Source organism: Armatimonas sp., from assembly GCF_043757465.1.
Taxonomy (GTDB): domain Bacteria; phylum Armatimonadota; class Armatimonadia; order Armatimonadales; family Armatimonadaceae; genus Armatimonas.
Map to the genome: position 1 here is coordinate 1 of NZ_JAYVPL010000122.1, position 15894 is coordinate 15894.

General features: G+C 58.9%; 17 protein-coding genes. 10 read left to right on the forward strand and 7 right to left on the reverse strand.

Annotated elements, in window-relative coordinates:
- A partial coding sequence (locus ACH2ED_RS16470) for an RNA-guided endonuclease InsQ/TnpB family protein (RefSeq protein WP_395093447.1) occupies positions 1-1067 on the reverse strand: 1067 nt, incomplete at its 3' end.
- 128 nt (positions 1068-1195) lie between these two features.
- Here ACH2ED_RS16470 and ACH2ED_RS16475 point away from each other — a divergent pair.
- Both ACH2ED_RS16475 and ACH2ED_RS16480 read left to right on the forward strand, forming a co-directional pair.
- Positions 1196-2152, forward strand: a complete 957-nt coding sequence (locus tag ACH2ED_RS16475) for a hypothetical protein (RefSeq protein WP_395093449.1) — start codon at positions 1196-1198, stop codon at positions 2150-2152.
- Between the two features lie 30 nt (positions 2153-2182).
- Positions 2183-3301, forward strand: coding sequence for a shikimate dehydrogenase (locus tag ACH2ED_RS16480; protein WP_395093451.1), 1119 nt, complete (start codon positions 2183-2185; stop codon positions 3299-3301).
- 15 nt (positions 3302-3316) lie between these two features.
- Here ACH2ED_RS16480 and ACH2ED_RS16485 read toward each other — a convergent pair whose 3' ends face one another.
- Positions 3317-3910: an ankyrin repeat domain-containing protein gene (locus ACH2ED_RS16485; RefSeq protein ID WP_395093453.1), complete on the reverse strand. Its 594-nt coding sequence runs from the start codon at positions 3908-3910 to the stop codon at positions 3317-3319.
- A 47-nt stretch (positions 3911-3957) separates the two neighbouring features.
- On the opposite strand from ACH2ED_RS16485, the gene ACH2ED_RS16490 reads away from it, so the two are divergent.
- The 3 genes from ACH2ED_RS16490 (at position 3958) to ACH2ED_RS16500 (ending at position 6058) form a co-directional block, all read left to right on the forward strand.
- Positions 3958-4563 (forward strand): GDSL-type esterase/lipase family protein, encoded by a 606-nt coding sequence (locus ACH2ED_RS16490; RefSeq protein WP_395093456.1) that lies wholly within the window; start codon positions 3958-3960, stop codon positions 4561-4563.
- 38 nt (positions 4564-4601) lie between these two features.
- Complete coding sequence (locus ACH2ED_RS16495) at positions 4602-5165, forward strand: phytanoyl-CoA dioxygenase family protein (protein WP_395093459.1); 564 nt, start codon at positions 4602-4604, stop codon at positions 5163-5165.
- Between the two features lie 155 nt (positions 5166-5320).
- Positions 5321-6058 (forward strand): nitrilase-related carbon-nitrogen hydrolase, encoded by a 738-nt coding sequence (locus tag ACH2ED_RS16500; protein WP_395093462.1) that lies wholly within the window; start codon positions 5321-5323, stop codon positions 6056-6058.
- Positions 6059-6061: 3 nt separating this feature from the next.
- Here ACH2ED_RS16500 and ACH2ED_RS16505 read toward each other — a convergent pair whose 3' ends face one another.
- The 3 genes from ACH2ED_RS16505 to ACH2ED_RS16515 all read right to left on the reverse strand — a co-directional run bounded on the left by ACH2ED_RS16505 (position 6062) and on the right by ACH2ED_RS16515 (position 10267).
- Positions 6062-7003 carry an SPFH domain-containing protein gene (locus ACH2ED_RS16505; protein ID WP_395093464.1) on the reverse strand — a complete coding sequence of 314 codons (942 nt, stop codon included), beginning with the start codon at positions 7001-7003 and terminating at the stop codon, positions 6062-6064.
- On the reverse strand, positions 7000-7983 hold the full coding sequence (locus ACH2ED_RS16510) for an SPFH domain-containing protein (protein WP_395093487.1): 984 nt from the start codon (positions 7981-7983) through the stop codon (positions 7000-7002). Before ACH2ED_RS16510 ends, ACH2ED_RS16505 begins: the two co-directional genes overlap by 4 nt.
- Before the next feature lie 82 nt (positions 7984-8065).
- Positions 8066-10267, reverse strand: coding sequence for a DNA polymerase domain-containing protein (locus ACH2ED_RS16515; RefSeq protein WP_395093467.1), 2202 nt, complete (start codon positions 10265-10267; stop codon positions 8066-8068).
- A 167-nt stretch (positions 10268-10434) separates the two neighbouring features.
- Between ACH2ED_RS16515 and ACH2ED_RS16520 the strand changes: the two genes are divergently transcribed.
- Genes ACH2ED_RS16520 through ACH2ED_RS16540 form a run of 5 tightly spaced genes read left to right on the forward strand, consistent with a single transcriptional unit; the run spans position 10435 to position 15001 of the window.
- Positions 10435-11292, forward strand: a complete 858-nt coding sequence (locus tag ACH2ED_RS16520) for a DUF1559 domain-containing protein (RefSeq protein ID WP_395093470.1) — start codon at positions 10435-10437, stop codon at positions 11290-11292.
- A gap of 60 nt (positions 11293-11352) precedes the next feature.
- Positions 11353-11598: a hypothetical protein gene (locus ACH2ED_RS16525; RefSeq protein ID WP_395093473.1), complete on the forward strand. Its 246-nt coding sequence runs from the start codon at positions 11353-11355 to the stop codon at positions 11596-11598.
- 35 nt (positions 11599-11633) lie between these two features.
- A complete protein-coding gene (locus tag ACH2ED_RS16530; protein WP_395093474.1) occupies positions 11634-12902 on the forward strand; it encodes a tetratricopeptide repeat protein in 1269 nt (422 codons plus the stop codon).
- 4 nt (positions 12903-12906) lie between these two features.
- Entirely contained in the window at positions 12907-14148 is a 1242-nt protein-coding gene (locus tag ACH2ED_RS16535) for a tetratricopeptide repeat protein (protein ID WP_395093476.1), read from the forward strand.
- 4 nt (positions 14149-14152) lie between these two features.
- Positions 14153-15001, forward strand: a complete 849-nt coding sequence (locus ACH2ED_RS16540; RefSeq protein ID WP_395093478.1) for an alpha/beta fold hydrolase — start codon at positions 14153-14155, stop codon at positions 14999-15001.
- Here ACH2ED_RS16540 and ACH2ED_RS16545 read toward each other — a convergent pair.
- Positions 14934-15440, reverse strand: coding sequence for an NUDIX hydrolase (locus ACH2ED_RS16545; protein ID WP_395093481.1), 507 nt, complete (start codon positions 15438-15440; stop codon positions 14934-14936). The genes ACH2ED_RS16540 and ACH2ED_RS16545 overlap by 68 nt on opposite strands.
- A 1-nt stretch (position 15441) precedes the next feature.
- The gene (locus tag ACH2ED_RS16550) at positions 15442-15714 is read right to left on the reverse strand and encodes a hypothetical protein (RefSeq protein ID WP_395093484.1); all 273 of its coding nucleotides are present in this window, start codon (positions 15712-15714) and stop codon (positions 15442-15444) included.
- Positions 15715-15894: the final 180 nt, after the last annotated feature.

Here is a 15894-nt window from a genome sequence, read left to right on the forward strand (position 1 = left end):
TTCAGAGCTGCATTGCAGTCTGCATTGAGTTCCAGGCCACAGCTTAGACACTGGAATTGAGATTGAGATTTTCGATTATGCTTATCGCAATAACCACAGACGGAACACGTTCGGGAAGTGTAGGCTGGATCAACCAGAAACACAGGCAACCCCGCGCGTTTCGCCTTGTACTCAACCATAGCCAAGAGCTGGTAGAAGCTCCAGTTTCCAAGTTCAAAACGCATTTCTCGGTTGAAGCTAGGGGCGCTGCGCCCCGTAGCCAAGCCGTTTCCTCGATCTCTGATACCTTGAAGGTTTTCAAGAGCGAGTGCCTTCCCAAGTTTAGCCGCAGTTTCGACAAGTCTGCGACTGATATTGTGGTTCACCCATTTGGTGAACCGACTTTGCCTTCGTCTGAGCCTTTGAAGGTGACGCTTGGCAGATTCAGAACCACACTGCTGAAGTCCAGCACGAAGTCGCCTCATGCGGCGGCGAAGGGTTCGTACTTCAAGCCCGCTGTACTGATTTCCTTCGCTATCCGTAGCAAGCTGGGCAATGCCAAGGTCTACGCCAAGAACGCCGTTGACTTCGCGAAGCGGAGGGTCTTGCACGTCGCAGACAGCCATCAGGTAGAACTCCCCATCAACAAAGACAAGCTCAGATTCTCCTCGTTGTCCTTCAAGAAGTCTTGTTTGATAGTCTCCACAGACAAACGGGATTCTCTCCCGCCCGTTGACCGTCCAGATGCTCACCATCTTCTTGTCAAGCATATACCGAAGGATTCTGGAATCGTAGGCGATAGCTCCGTGTGGACGAAAAGATCGCTGAGTGAGTTTATCAAGTTTGTAGGCATCAGCGACCTTGGCAAAGAGCAATGCGACTACCTGAGCAGTCAGCCCAGTATCTTTGCGGAGCGTTTCGTACCACAGGTAATGCAAGTCAAAACGCTTGAATACCTTCGAGGCAAACGCGTCATCAGAGACAACGTTGGCGGCTTGATTTGCGGCTTCAAGTGTCTTCTTGAGGTATTCGCGTTGCTCCTGCGTAGGCAAGAGCTTGACTTGTGCGACGAGTTTCACTACCCACATACTATCATTATAATGACAGAAACGGAAAGGCAAAGCAGAAATAATTTGAAGAACCAACAGCGGGAACTTCTATGCGGTTCCCAATTCCTCCCCCAGCTAAAGCCGGAGGTCTCCTTGGAGGCTTCTCTATGAGTCTGTTGCAAGATGCGGCCCGCTATGAAGAACAACACTGGCGCAACCGCCTGAGTGGCTGGCGTCGCCAAGCCGCACGGGACTATCTCGGGCAGCTTGGTAAAATCGTCGGATTACTCGTACTGAGTCTTCTCTTACTGGATGGGGCGCGGCGCGATGTCTCCCACGGGTTTGCCTCGGTCGTGGCCGTCACGGGCGGTGTCACCCTCCAGACCGCTAGCGGCAAGAGCGCCCCGGCCCCCAGCTTCGTGGGGCAATCCTACTCTCTAGGCGACACACTTGTCACGGATGGAACGGGCACGGTCACTGTCGCTTTTCCGGACGGTAGTATCGTCCACCTCAGCCCACTGAGCCAGCTCCGGCTGAGCCAGAGCGATGCGTTCCGTAACGGACGCCGTCTGCGCCACTTTCAGCTCACGTCTGGTTCAGCGCTGCTCTACGGCTCCGCTGACCTGACGACAAGTTTAGTCGTTCCGGGCAGCGACAAAACGGCAAAAAAAAAGGGAGGGTTCGCCTTCGATGCCCGCCAAGGCTTCTCCCCGGGTAGCCCGTCCGCTTTGGGGCGCTATGCGGCAAAACCTGGTTTTCTCGTGGGGCTAGAGCGTGTCGCCTGGTGGCCTCTGGACACCCTGCTCGGCCAGCTCGGCATCATGGGCAGCGGGACTCTTCTCACCACGGAGAACCAGCGGCGCGACGCGTGCCGTACGACATGCGTCGCGCTCCAGAAAGCCCTCAGAACTATGCCGAGCTTGCCGATCAACGAGCCCCTTGCCCTGGAAACTTTTGGCCTCACTGCCGACGAGCTGAGCGCTGCCCAGAAAGCCGTCGCGGGCCCCAGTGTGCTGATTGAGCAGGCCGGGGCTAACTTTATCGCAGTCGTCAGAGCGCGCGACTCCGTGGGCACCGTCTTTAAAGTCACTCCCCAGGGAGTCCAAGCACACTTACAAAAATAGCCGGGGCCAAGTTCGGGTAGAATGGAGGCTATGGAGCGATTTGCTTTCATCATTCACCCCATAGATATCCGCAAGGACATGAGCCGCATGTCTCCGCTGGCAAAGCACCTGCCGGAGCCACTGCTGGCCACTCTCCTGCGCCAGCTCCCCCCCCGCCCCGTGGCGCACCTGACGGGCATTCGCTCCGCCACGGGCGCCGTGGCAGAGGGCTGGTTCATCGTCTGCACCCTCACCCCCCACCAGCTCCTGACGCTTCCTGCCGAGCAGGTCTACGATAAGCTCCAGGCGTGTTGCGAGCTCGCGGAGGGGCTGGGCGCGAAGATTATCGGGCTGGGTGCACTGACGAGCGTGGCGGGGGATGGGGGAATCACACTCGCCACACGCACTAAGCTCGCGGTCACCACCGGCAACTCCTACACGGTCGCAACAGCCGTCGAGGGCGCCATGCGGGGAGCGGAGCTCATGGGAACGCCTTTTTCGTCCGCCCATGTCGCCGTCGTCGGGGCCAGTGGCAGTATCGGCCACACCAGCGCTTTGCTGCTCGCTCCCTACGCCGGGCAAATGACCCTTGTGGGGCGGGATCTGGCGCGCCTGGAACCTGTCGCGCAAGAAGTTCGTGAGCGCGGGGGCAAGCCGGTGACAGTCACTGGCTCCGTCGAAGAGGGCCTGCGCGATGCCGATGTGATTGTCACGGTCACCAGCGCCGCCGATGCCATTATCGAGCCGCGTCATCTGAAGCGCGGCGCGGTTGTCTGTGATGTCGCTCGCCCCCGCGATGTGAGCACGCGTGTCGCCAAAGAGCGCAACGATGTCCTAGTGATCGAGGGCGGCTGCGTCGCTGTGCCCGGAGAGTTCACTGCCACCAAGACGACTAAAAAAGGCGTGGATCGCCCCGGTGTCCCGTTCTCCTTTGGCTTTCCCCCCGGCACCGCCTACGCCTGCATGTCCGAGACCATGATGCTTGCCCTGGAGGGCCGCTACGAGAGCTTCACTCTGGGCAAGGCCGTCAGTCTCGCACAGGCGGAGGAGATGTGGCGGCTCGCGAAGAAGCACGGCTTCCAGCTCGCGGGCTTCCGCTCTTTCGAAGAAGCCGTCACCTCAGAGCGCATTGCCACCATTCGCCTGGCAGCGGGTCGCAAGCTAGATTAGCGCAACCAGATCTCCCTATCTCTTCAGAAATGGGTTTGGCTTGAGCTCGATTTTTTTGACCGTCTGAAGATACTCCAAAACACTCTCGGAGTTCTTGGCCCCCACCTGCGCATGAAAGTGCAGGGTAAAGCCGTGCGGGCCTTTAGCATCAATCAGCTTGGGCTGGAGCGTCAGAAACGCTTTCACCGCCTCCAACTGGCCCATCATTGCGGCGCAGAACAGATCCATACGTGCCCCACGCTCCAAAAGAAACTCGACAATGTCTCGGCGGCCCATGTGCGATGCGCCCCCCAGCCCGGTCTCCCAGTCCCCCGCGCCCCAGTCAATTGTCGCATTGATGAGCCCCGGCTCTTTGTCTAGGAGCTTCTTGACCAGCTCCAAATCAGAGTGCGCGTAGATAACAAAATCCTGAGCGAGCTGACGGTTAATCTGTGGCTTCTTCCACGCGAGCTTAAAGCCTGGCGCGGGATAGTCCCGCTCAAACGGAGCCTCCGTCGGGCCGGAAGGCGGCTGTGCGGCCTGCGCAGCCGCAAACGCTTCTGTCGTGGAGCCGAGAAGCAGCCCCGTAGTCAGGGTCGTAAACCCACGTCGCGTCATTGTTTTAGACATGCGCGATTATACCGCTTGTCGGTAGCATCCAGAGGTACAATTCTCCCATGAAGTCTCTACTCAGCTACGGCGACTCCAACACCTGGGGCGCAAACCCGAAGGACATCTCGCGCTTCGATGATCAGACGCGCTGGACAGGCGTTTTGCAGTGCCTACTCGGCGAGAGCTGGCGGGTGCTGGAAGAGGGTTTGTCCAATCGCACCACGGGCTTTGACGATGCTCTTGTCCCGATGCGCAACGGCAAAGCAACTTTCCCCATGGTCTGTGATACGCACCGGCCTTTCGAGAGGCTGATTGTGATGCTGGGAACCAACGATGCCAAGTCGCGCTTCCGCCACCAGCCCGACGCCGCTGCGGATGCCGTGGAAGCAATTGGCCGGATGGGCCACGATGCAGGGGCAAGAGTGCTGCTGATCGCCCCGCCGCCGCTGCGCACCCCGATCTCCTACGTGGAGTTTGACGAAGAACGCGCCGTGAGTTTTTCCCGTGCGCTCGCCCCGCTCTACCTCGAAGTGGCTGAGGCCAATGGCTGGGAGTTTCTCAATGCGGGTTCCGTCATTGGTGTCAGCTCGCTCGATGGCGTCCACTTCGATGCCGAGGCGCACACGCGGCTCGCGCAGGCAATTGCCCAGGTGCTTCGTGCCGCCTCGTGAACGGTGTGAAGAAGAGAAAACGAGGGTGAGAAGAAAAAATGATCGATGAATTTAACCGAGATGGTTTCGTCGTCCTGGAAGACGTGATAGATCCCGCCCACTGCGATATTTTGTGCGAGAAAATGCTCGCCGATGTCGCCGCTATTCTTGCCCGCCCCGATGTGCCGTTTAACTTCAACAAGGGCAATCTCCAGCAAGCCCCGCCGCCCTTCGAGCCCTATCTCTTTCGTGATGTGCTCTTTAACGAGAAGATTATCGAAGTGACAAAGGCGATCCTCGGCGATGGTGTGAAGAACAATTTCTACTCCGGCAACACCGCGCTCCAAGGTGAGCATTTTCAGCCCGTGCATCCCGATGTGGCGCAGCTCTGGCCGAGGATGACCCACCCGTCCCCGACGTTTGGGATTGTGATCAATGTGCCGGTGGTGGACATGGGGCCCGAGAACGGCGCGACGAAGCTCTGGCCCGGCACGCACCACGATACCACGTACTGGCAGGGTGATGGCCGGGCAGGTGCGCGAGTGGTGTTCCGATTGGTACGATCCCAATTACTACCTGCACGGTTCCCTAGAAAATCCAGTCGGGCCAGATTCGCCTCCTGACTCCTCAAAGAGGATTCCGTGTCGTGTTCTTCGCGGCTGAGCTTGGTTCAGTTACGCCGTGACCAGTCGCGGAGCACAGCGGCTGATGTATCCGCCTGACAGCCGGGACACCAACGATCACGGACTTCGTCCGGTCGCATAGGAAACATAAAATAATGAAAGTCCTAGTCCTTCAGTTTGATATTGCGTGGGAAGACCGTGAGGCCAACTTCGCCAAAGTGGAGAAAATGCTCGCCGAAGCCAGCCCAGAGTCCAACACGCTTGTGGTGCTTCCCGAGATGTTTGCCACGGGGTTCTCGATGAATATCGAGGCCACGGAGCCAGAAGGCGGCCCGATTGCGACCTTTCTTCAGGAGACGGCAAAGCGCTGGCAGATCACTCTGGTAGGCGGCGTGGCGATCAACGGCCACAACCGGGCGCTGGTCTTTGCTCCCAGTGGCACACGCATCGCGGACTACACCAAGATAAAGCCCTTCCGCGCGGGCGGCGAGATCTATCAGGCGGGCACAGAGGCCGTGATCTTTCCCTGGCAAGGCATCCACGTCGCTCCCTTCATCTGCTACGACCTGCGCTTCCCCGAGGTATGGCGTAGTGCGGCAAAGAAGTGGAAACCCGAGCTTTATCTCGATATCGCAAGCTGGCCCAGTGCTCGGGTCCACCACTGGGTGCGACTGCTCCAAGCGCGTGCCATTGAGAATCAGGCGTATGTTTTAGGCGTCAACCGCTGCGGCACCGACCCGTACTTCAGCTTCCCCGGTCGCTCGATGCTCGTGGACTGGCACGGCGAGATTCTCGCCGATGCGGGAAGCGAAGAGGGAACCCTCTCCGCTTCCCTGGATCTCCCCGCGCTACGTGCGTACCGCGAGCAGCTCCGCTTCCTCGACGACATGTAGCCTCTAGCGCTTGACGGGTGGCTTGCTGGGGGCGGCTTGCTCCTCAATTGCGGGCATGGAGGCAAGGAAGCCTGCCATGAGATCGCTACTATTTCCTTTGCCCTGCCCCTGAATCAGCGTGAGGTTCGCGCCGCTCTCGACAATCCGCTGGGTCTCCAGAAGCTCAAAGAGCGCCGAGGAAATCTCTGGGTCGCGGCTGATCTCGGCCATGGCCTCTCCCACAATCGCAGGGCGGACAGCGGCGGCCTTTCCAAACTCGACAGCGGCTTGGCGCTCGGCGGTGCTAGTGATGATGCTCACCTGGTTCACACCGTCTTGTTTGATCGCCGCCGTGACTTGCCGCAGTCTATTAACAACTTTGCTCTCGATCTGACGGATCATCTCCGGGTCGCGGAAGTGAACTTTTCGGATGTAGATCGAGCCTAGCTTATAGCCCCACTCGTGAGACTTTGGCGTCACTTCGTCGCGAACGGTCTTGCTCATACTATGGCGGTCAATCAGCATCCGAGCTAGGGGTAAGTTACTCAGACAGCGCACGGTAGAGTTACTCACGTTGGCGGAGAGCGAGCCGCGCGGGTCGGAGTTCTTGAAGAGATAGGCCACAGGATCGCTAATATACATCTCGTACCAGATCCCGATTCCCATCGGAGCGCCCTCTTCGGAGTTCACGGGAGCGCTCCGCAGATACTCCTGATCGAGCCGCATATCAATCACATGACACTTACCGAAGCCCCCGATAAGCAGCGCCCGCCAGCCAAGCCTTGGCCAGAGGAAGCAGAGTCCGGGCTCCTCAACAATGCCGATCACCTGCCCGAAGAGCACATAGACATGACAGCGGCGCTCCTGAACAACGGTGTAGATTCCCATGAGGCGCACCAGCCCAAGCAAAATCGGGCCGCCGATCAGCAGAACGAAAAACGTGACAAGCGCATAGACAAGAGTCATGACTTCACCTCCGTGATCACCCGGCGAGCATTGCTAAAGAGTGCGAGCTTGGCGTTGCGCACGTAGGCCAGCATCGCGGGCCGACCTGTTGCCTGGAGCGCGGTGAGTTGCACCGCCAGCCGCCGCAGCGGCTCGACTTCCGCTTCGGCTTTGAGAGTCTCGATCTCGACGGCGCGACGGGACTCCACAATGCGCTGGTCTGCCGCCGCTGTCGCCAAGCTGATGTCCGAGGAAACATGGTTGTGCGCCGTGTTGATCGCCGCCAGCGCGGACTCCACCTCGGCGGGGGGGTCAATGCCGGTAATCAGCGATGCCTCTAGCAGCATTCCGTAGCGTGCGGACGCACTCTGGCACTCCTTATCCATGTGCTCATTAAGATCACGCAGGTTCTTTCGTAGATCGTTGATGGAGATGCCCTCCACCGACGTTGCATCCAGCGCATCTTCGTGCCCTGCAACACCAGGAGCCTCAAAGGTCGCGATTCGCTCGCGAAGTACCGAGACAAAGTACCCCATCACATGAGCGATGGGATGCGTGACCCCAAAAAGATAAGCGTAGAGATTGCGCTCCGAGACCTGATAGCGGATCTGCCCTGTCAGCCCGGTGTTGAGCTGATCTTTCGTGACCGCCTCCAGCATTGTCCCCTCGCGATTTGCCTCCGGTGCCTGAGGGTCGTAAGCCATATTGACTGTCTCCGTCGCCACGGAAACTTTATAGATCCTCTCCCACGGCCACTTGAAGTACGGCCCCCCCGGCGGAATCACCCGAACCTGGGGGTAGACATAGCGCTCTCGCTGGTCGCCCGTCAGTGACTCCGCAATCGGATCATCGAGGGTTGTTAATTCCCCCAGACGCTGCGCCCGCCCAAACACGGTCTTGACGGCTCGCTGGTTCTGATCCACCGTGTAAAAGCCGCTCAGAACGCAGCGCACCAGCAGCCACGCGAAAAAACCAAGTCCTATGCCAACTGTGACATCCATGACGCTATCCTCCTTCTCGTCTTTCTCTTCGTAGAGATTTTGTTCACGCAAGCAGTATACCTACGATTTCCGAAGAGAGTTGTCACATCTCAAAGAGGCTCATCTGGTGTTTGGCGTCTTCGGCGGCTTTGCGTTTAGCTCCGACAAGGGGTTTGGGACAGAGTTTCGCGAAGTCTTCGCCGATGGCGGCTTCGAGGCGCGTGGCAAATTTGTAGAGCTTGGTCTGGTAGTACTCGACATCTTCGTCGTGGTTGTAGTTCTCGGCAGGAACCAGGGCTTTGTCGCCCTCGCGCTGGTAGATAATCGCGTAGTCGCCGACGGTGAGGCCCGCCATGGCTTCGGCGTTGCGTTTTTTCGCATCGCTGGTGAAGGTTTTATCGGTGACACGCTCGCGGCGGGAGATCTGCTCGATCCCGAGGGTGCGGTTCTCGATAGCGTCCAGAAGCTCTTTGTAGCGCGCCAAGAGCCCCTCGCGATTGTCGGCGAGCAGAAAGTCCACGGCTTCGTAGAGGAACTTCTTGCCGAACTTTTCATCGGCACGGGAGCGCAGGCTGGAGCCCTTGAATGTCGTCTTGCCCCCGTAGCTCACGAGAACATAGTTCTTGGCCTTTAATGAGAGCATCACCTCGTAGCGGCCATCAAAGGCGAGGCGAATTCCCTCGGGGAGCTTCGTGCCGATCTCAGTGATAAACGCCTCTTCAGGCTCTAGGCCCAAGATTCCAGGGGGAGGCTGAAAATAAACGCCGTCGGTGTCAATCTCTATAACCGTCGCCCCCCGCGTCTCGAGCTCCTCCGCGATCTGTTTAACAATAGCCTGCCCGATCTCGGTGACTTTGGCGGCGGCGGAGTAGTCGTTGAAGTAGAAAGGTGCGCCTAAGTAGCCATAAAACGAGTTGATGAGTAGTTTATAGGAGCCTTGCAAACCATCCCAGTACGCCGATGCGATCTCGTTCTTCGTGGATTCGTAGTCTTTGGCCTTGCGCTTTGCCATGAGTCGGCGGCGGGTCAGCTCTTTTAAAAGCGGCAGAAACAGTCCCAGCGTGTCCGAGCTGCTACTGACGTTGTAGTTGAGCATGATGCTGGGATACAGGCTCTCGACATCGGCTTTCACAATGCCGCGCAGCAGACCCGCGAGGCGTATCTCCGTGTAGCCGCCGCCGTAGGGCTGGCTAGGCTGCTGGCGCGCAATCGCGTGGCCTGCCTGAAGATACGCCCGCACAAACACCGAGTTGATCTTCTCGCCGCTACCTGTCACGGCGACGGTCTGAAAAACATCGGGCACCATCTGAGTGGAGTAGAACTCCGTGGGGGTCACAATCTCGGCGAGTCTTCGGGTCTCACGCACATCGCCCAGCGTGTAGGCTTTTACCCGCTCCGGATCCGTGCGCCAGAGCGACGCGATCTCGTCGTGGGGAATATAGACCCTGTCGGGCTCGGCAATATGATACGTTCGAGCGCACTCTTTTAAGTTGTAGGAGCTAATCTCGCCGCGTGCCACATCGAAGCGCTGGGTCTGAAAGAGCGTGTCCAATACATGCCGTCCCCAGATATAGTGCGGCGTGAACGGGCGCGTGTTGGCCCCCAGAGCGCAGTTACGCTCCGAGCCAATCCCCACTTCGGAGCTGTCGCGGCCCCAGGGCAGGGCAATGTTGAGCACGCGGGCGCGGGCGCGAATCCAGGGCAGATCAAAGGCGTAGATGTTATGGCCCTCGATAATATCGGGATCCCACGCCGAGACGAGGTGATTGAGCGCCCAGAGCATATCGCGCTCGTCACCAAAGAGCAGCTCCTCGTTGCCGACGTTGTCCGAGCAGGCGATTAGAAAGATCTTTGCCCCGGATTCATTGAATGAGAGTGTCGTCGTCTCGATGTCCACTTGCATCCGGCGTACTTCGGTGAAGGCCATTCCCTTAAAGAGTGTGCGCCCCGTGCCGAGCAAAAACTGCTTCTGGGGCGAGCCGTACTGCACAAAGTCTCGGCGCTCGTCTCTTAAAATCTGGCGGGCATCTTGATACGCCCGCCAGCTTGGAAAGCGCACGAGGCGCGAGTAGCCCTCACCGGTGAGTTGGATTTCTTCACCATCGGGCAGAAAGCGCTCGTCACGCTGAATCAGCCAGGGGATAAAGGGCACGGTCTCGGAGGTCACCGAGCCATCGCGGTGTCGTGCAAAGAGGGTCGCCGTGTCCTGCTGCGTCTCGACGGCAACAAGGCGTGGGGTGAGATCTGAGCCGTTAAGAGCCGCATCGAGGAGTGTTTTGTCCAGAGTAGGGGTGGGAGCAGGCACGGGCAATTATACCGCAAGGCCCAGAACCGATTAACTAAGGCTATTTTATTAAAAATTCTCTAAGATAGCCTCAGAATCCGACTTGACACCCATTAAATATCTGTGTACAATTGATATGATTCCCCCCTGTCTTTGGGAGTCAATCTATCTTGAGGAAGTTCTCAGTTATGAAAATGCAGAAAGTTCTGCGTGCCTTCACGCTTATCGAGTTACTTGTTGTGATCGCGATCATCGCGATTCTTGCTGCCATTCTCTTCCCTGTCTTTGCACAAGCTCGTGAGAAAGCACGCCAGACCGCGTGTCTCTCCAACATGAAGCAGCTCACGCTGGGCATGGTGATGTATGCCCAGGACTACGACGAAACCTTCCCCGAGTGGAAGTGGGATCGGTGCTTCTCTGGAGGTAGTGATCCTCTCTGTGTGAACAACGGAGGCGGCCTCTGGCACAATGCGATCTTCCCCTACGTGAAGAGCGCGGGTGTCTACTCCTGCCCCAGTGATGCACGCCAGGCAGGCGTCAAGACCAACTACTCTGGCTGGTTCAACATGGCCACCGTCAAAGGCTTCCCCACCGAGCTCTGGAACCCGATCACCCAGAGAGGTGCTCCGATCTCCTACGGTGCCAGTGAGCCCCTGACCTACGCACAAGGATCGCTAGCAGGAATCGGCAAACCCGCAGAGACCTATGTCCTAGGCGATATGGTCACCACCCTCTCCGGCTGGGAAGGCTGGGATCAGTGGGTACAGATCGCTAACAACCCGACCCACGTCGGCTGGACGGCACCCACTCAGCCTGCCAACTGGAGCCGCTGGCGTCTGATGCGAACCGCCTATCCCAAAGCCGATGCCTGTGTGCCTGGTTACTGGGGCACCAATGCTGTCTGGCAGGGGCCGTTTAACGCAGCATGGGACAAGTGTGCTCAGCACTCCGCTCAGGGCAACAACATCGGCTTCGCCGACGGCCACGTGAAGTACACCCAGACCGCACGCTGTACCATCACGCTCTACGGCATCGTCAACAACTAATACACAAGATGCGGGTGCCGTGCCGGTTATCCGGCACGGCACCACGCTTAGGATCACGCTATGTATAAACGACTCGGTGTTGCAGTCTGCCTCTTAGCCCTCGTGACTGTTGGGTGCAATAAGTCTGGCCCGGAAGAAAATCCTGCCGCCAAGCTCCAGGGACCCTCAGCAACACAGATGCAAAATACCTACGCCACCACCGCCAAGACCCGTGGCGGCGGCGCGATGGGACGGCCTGGAATGGGACAAATGCAAGGGGGCTATGGTCGGCCCGCGGGAATGTCCGGTGGTGGTGCCCCTCGCTAGATTGTGTCTTCCTCTTGTGATTTGACTGGCGGCGCGTGCGAGCTCGCACACGCCGCCTTGTTTTTGTTTTTATGATGCGCCTCGCTCAACTTAGCCTCATCTGCCTCCTTCCCCTTACACCGGCCCTACTCCTAGGATGCCGGACAGCAGTTTCGCCTCTTCCGACACCCTCCCCTGCACCTCAGGCAACCCCACAGCCCACACCGCTCCCCACGCCTCTGCCGCTTACGGAGCCACTGCGGATACGCCTCGGCGAGGCGGCCACCCTGTTGCGCGAGAGCAATGCGAGCGCACTCGATGCCCTTATCGCTCTAGAAAAAGATGCGAAGGGCTCCGCCGTGCTCTCCGAACAGCTCGCCGGGCTCTACGAGGAGCTGGACTTCACCGACAGAATCTTCGCGCTCGCCCGGCAAGCCGTCCGCCTTGATGCAACCTACTCCCCCGGCTATGTGCGCCTTGGACGGCTGGAGCAGTTTCTGGGCTACTACACGGTTGCCGAAAAACACCTGAAAGAGGCAGTGCGCCTTGCCCCTGCCTCCTCGGATGCGCAGCTCGCCCTCGCACTGCTCTTAAAACACCAGGAGAAGCTCTCAGAAGCCGACAAGGCGCTCCTTGCCGCCCGCGCCGCCGACCCGCAGGAGTGGCGACTGTGCCTGATCCACAACCAGATTCTCGTCTCCCAAGGCAAGTACGACGACGCCCTCAAGGTTCTCGACGACGCACAAAAACTCGCGCCCGATAAAGGGATTCTGGTACTCCAGCGGGCCATTACCCTCGACGAGCAAGCGATAGCCCTAGAAAAAAAAGGCGAACTGCCGCGTGTCCAAGCCCTTCGGAGTGCTGCACTCCCGCTCGCCGAAAAGGCGATGGAGAAGCTTCAAGAGGTCGGATCAAGCTGGTTCCACCTGGGCAAGATACGTCAGGACAGCGGCGATACGGCAGGAGCACAGCAGGCCTACGAGAAAGCCTATGCCCTCTCCCCCAGCTACCTCACCACACGCTACCAGCTCGGCCAGTTGCTCCTAAAAACCGGAGAGCGCGAGCGGGCACAGAAGCTCCTCGCAGAGAACACTACCGAGAAAAACAAGGCGGAGACCTACCAGCAGCTTGCTCTGGGCGTGGCTGAGACCCCTAATGACCTGGAAAAGCGTAAAAAATTCGCCCGCTACTGTGTCGGACGACTCCTGATCCACCGCGCGATCTTCGAGTGGGAACAAGTACTAGAGCGCCGACCAGCGGAGGCGGAGGCCACGCGCGAGGTGGCAGCCCTGAAGGCACGACGTATCAAAGATATGACACAATAGTACTATGAATCGTAAGAGACGCCTTTTTGCTTTGCTAGGAATCCTTGCACTTGGCGCACTGGCAAGCGTTCCGTGGCAGCTAAAGCAGTGGCAGACACTGAGTAAAGAGCGCATAAAGACCACGGAGCAGGAAACGCGCCTGCGGCAGCTCGCCCTTAACAAAGAAGCGACCGAGTCCGCCCGCCGCCTGGTTACCAATGACCCGGCAAGCCGGTTGGACGCGGCACAGCTACTGGTTCGTGCAGGGGATAATAAAGCGGCGCGCCCCCTACTGCGGCAACTGGAAGACGATTCAAAGCGCATCCCGGGCATGATGAGTATCCTTGGGGATCTCTACCGCCAGGTGGGCCAGGTAGATCGTGCCTACAACCTGCTGACTGCCACACTGAGTACCAGCCCCAATGACCCGGTCACCCTGGTGCGTCTTGGCTACCTGGAGCTGAGCCTGGGGGAGCAGGCAAAGGGCGCATCCCGCTTCAAAAAAGCCCAGGAAGTCGCTCCCACAGATATAGAGCCTCTTGTCGCCGAGGCGTTCTACCAGGATAAAGAGCGAAACTACCCCCAGACCCAAAAACTGCTCCAGCGGGCGCTTGTTCTGGAGCCTGAGCGCTGGATGACCGCCGTGCTCCTGGCGGAGAATCTCACCAAGCAGCGCCGCTTCGACGATGCTCTTGCTCAGCTCGACACGCTCGCCCAGAAACATCCTGGGGAGTCGCAGATTCTCGCACAGCACGCACGCACGCTGCTGGATGCCGCCGATGCCCAGCCGGCAAAGGCCGCAGCGCTACGGCAACAAGCGATCGGGGCACTAGAAGCAGCATCCCAGCTCGCGCCCGGGGATGCCTCGCTTGCCTTTGAGCGAGGCAGAGCCTGGAAGGCGCTTGGCAATGACGACAACGCACTTAAAGCCTGGGAGGAGAGCTACCGTTTGAAGCCCAGCTACCCGCGCCTTCGTGGGCAGCTCGGCCCGTTGCTCCTGCGCCGTGGCCAGACAGAACGCGGTCGGCAGCTCCTCCAAGAGGAAGCAACCGCCGAGAAAGCCCGGACAGATTTCAGTGTCCAAGTCGGAGGTGTGGTGCAAAACTGGAAAGACGGACGCGCACGCCGTCGGTTTGCGCAGTGGTGTGCCGATCACCAGCAGCTTCCCCGGGCGATTCTGGAGTGGGAGCGCTTCCTGCGGGACTATCCGGGAGATACCCTCGTGGAGAAGGAGATCGAGCGCCTTAAAAAATCGGAGATAGAATAGGCGTGTGATTTTCTCTGACTTGGTGATGTCTTGGCTCACCCCTCCTCGTTTCCCCGCCCCCGCCTTTCCCATCGAGCCCACGCGTTTTTCGCTCACCTTGCCCGACGTGCCCCTGGAAGGCTTCCCCACCGCGCACTACCCTGAGGTGCTGGGGGTTCACAAAACGGTCGCATGCTACGAGTGGCCCACGGAATCGAAAAATGCGCCGACCGTGCTTCTCTCTCATGGTTGGGGTGGCTGTGCGGCGCAGTTCGCAGCTTGGATCAAACCGCTTCATGCGGCGGGCTATCGGGTTCTTGCCTACGATGCCCCCGCCCATGGTGCATCCGAAGGAACGCTGGCAAGCGCACCAGCCAATGCCGCCACTCTGAAGGCACTCGCGGACTGGAGTGGGCAGCCGCTCCACGGAGTTATCGCGCACTCTCTGGGCGCTATTGCAACGACGCTCGCGCTGGCGGCAGGCGTCCAGGCCCGGCAGCTCGTCTTCCTCGGCCCCGTTTGCTACGTCGCCGATGGACTAAAGAACCACGGGCTGCGCGAGGGGCTGAGCGATTCTGAGGCGGATGCTCTCGTCGCCTACTTCCAGTCCGAGTTTTCCACCGACCTGACGTTGCTGAGCGCCCTGAAAGGTGTGGACAGTCCCCCACCCCTCACGATCTTCCACGACCGCACCGACACCAGTGTCCCCTACGACGAGGCCGAGACCATCGCCGCCCACTGGCCAGGCGCGACGCTCGTCGAGGTCACGCGTGTCGGGCACACACGGATTCTGCTGGCACGGGGCGTTATCCAGCAAGCACTTTCCGCGCTAGACGGCTCAGCGACTCCTCAGGAAACGCAGCCAGCTCCGTAAGCGCGATCCAGCGCCCGGTGATCGGAGCCGCGCCCGCACGCAACGTGAAGCAAAACCGCAAGTCATAGTGAGAGTGCATCGGCTCGTCGTCGCCGCGTGCGGGGATACTGTGCACATCCACATCGAAAAGCGCTCCACCACTGCTCACGTCTGACTCACTCAGCCCCGTCTCCTCGCAGAGCTCGCGCAGCGCCCCGTGCCACGGCGACGCATCCTCTGCCTCCAAATGCCCCCCTGGCTGAAGCCAGCGCTGAAGCTTCTCATGCCAGATCAGCCACGCACAAACGCCATCCGAACTCAATAAAAACGCCGAGCCCGTCAAGTGCCCCTCACGCGTCGAGCGCGAGCCAGGCTCAGGCACACGCGCTACAAACGCACGTAAATTCGCCACATGTGCGGCTTCCGTGACATCCAAAGAGATGTAATCGTTTAGAATCATGCTAAATATCCACCGTCAGATGCCATCGAATCCCGCTCTTCTGAAGCCCTTCCAAAACTCGCTCACAGTCAAGTAAGTCCTGAATCACTCCCTCAGAATCAGTAATATCGCTTGCATCTTCCTGAAGATGTGCCAAAAGTGCTCGTACCGTGATCAGCCCCGCACATGGCTCAAACCAAGTCTCCTCAGGCATAGTGAAACCCAGCCATTCCTCCACCGCCGCGTGATCGTAGCGCCCCGTTTCTTCGTCAAAATACTCGTCGGGAACCTCCATTAACTGAAAACTCTCGAAAAAAATTTATCTGACCAAGTATCACAGGGCCAGTATCTTGTGCCATCCAGGTGAAGACTAAATCAGTAACTACACACCGCTCGCGCCATCCACAGATTTGAGGTAGGATACCACCTAAGGATATGACCGAGAAAGAGGCAAACGCACTTTATAACCAAGGAC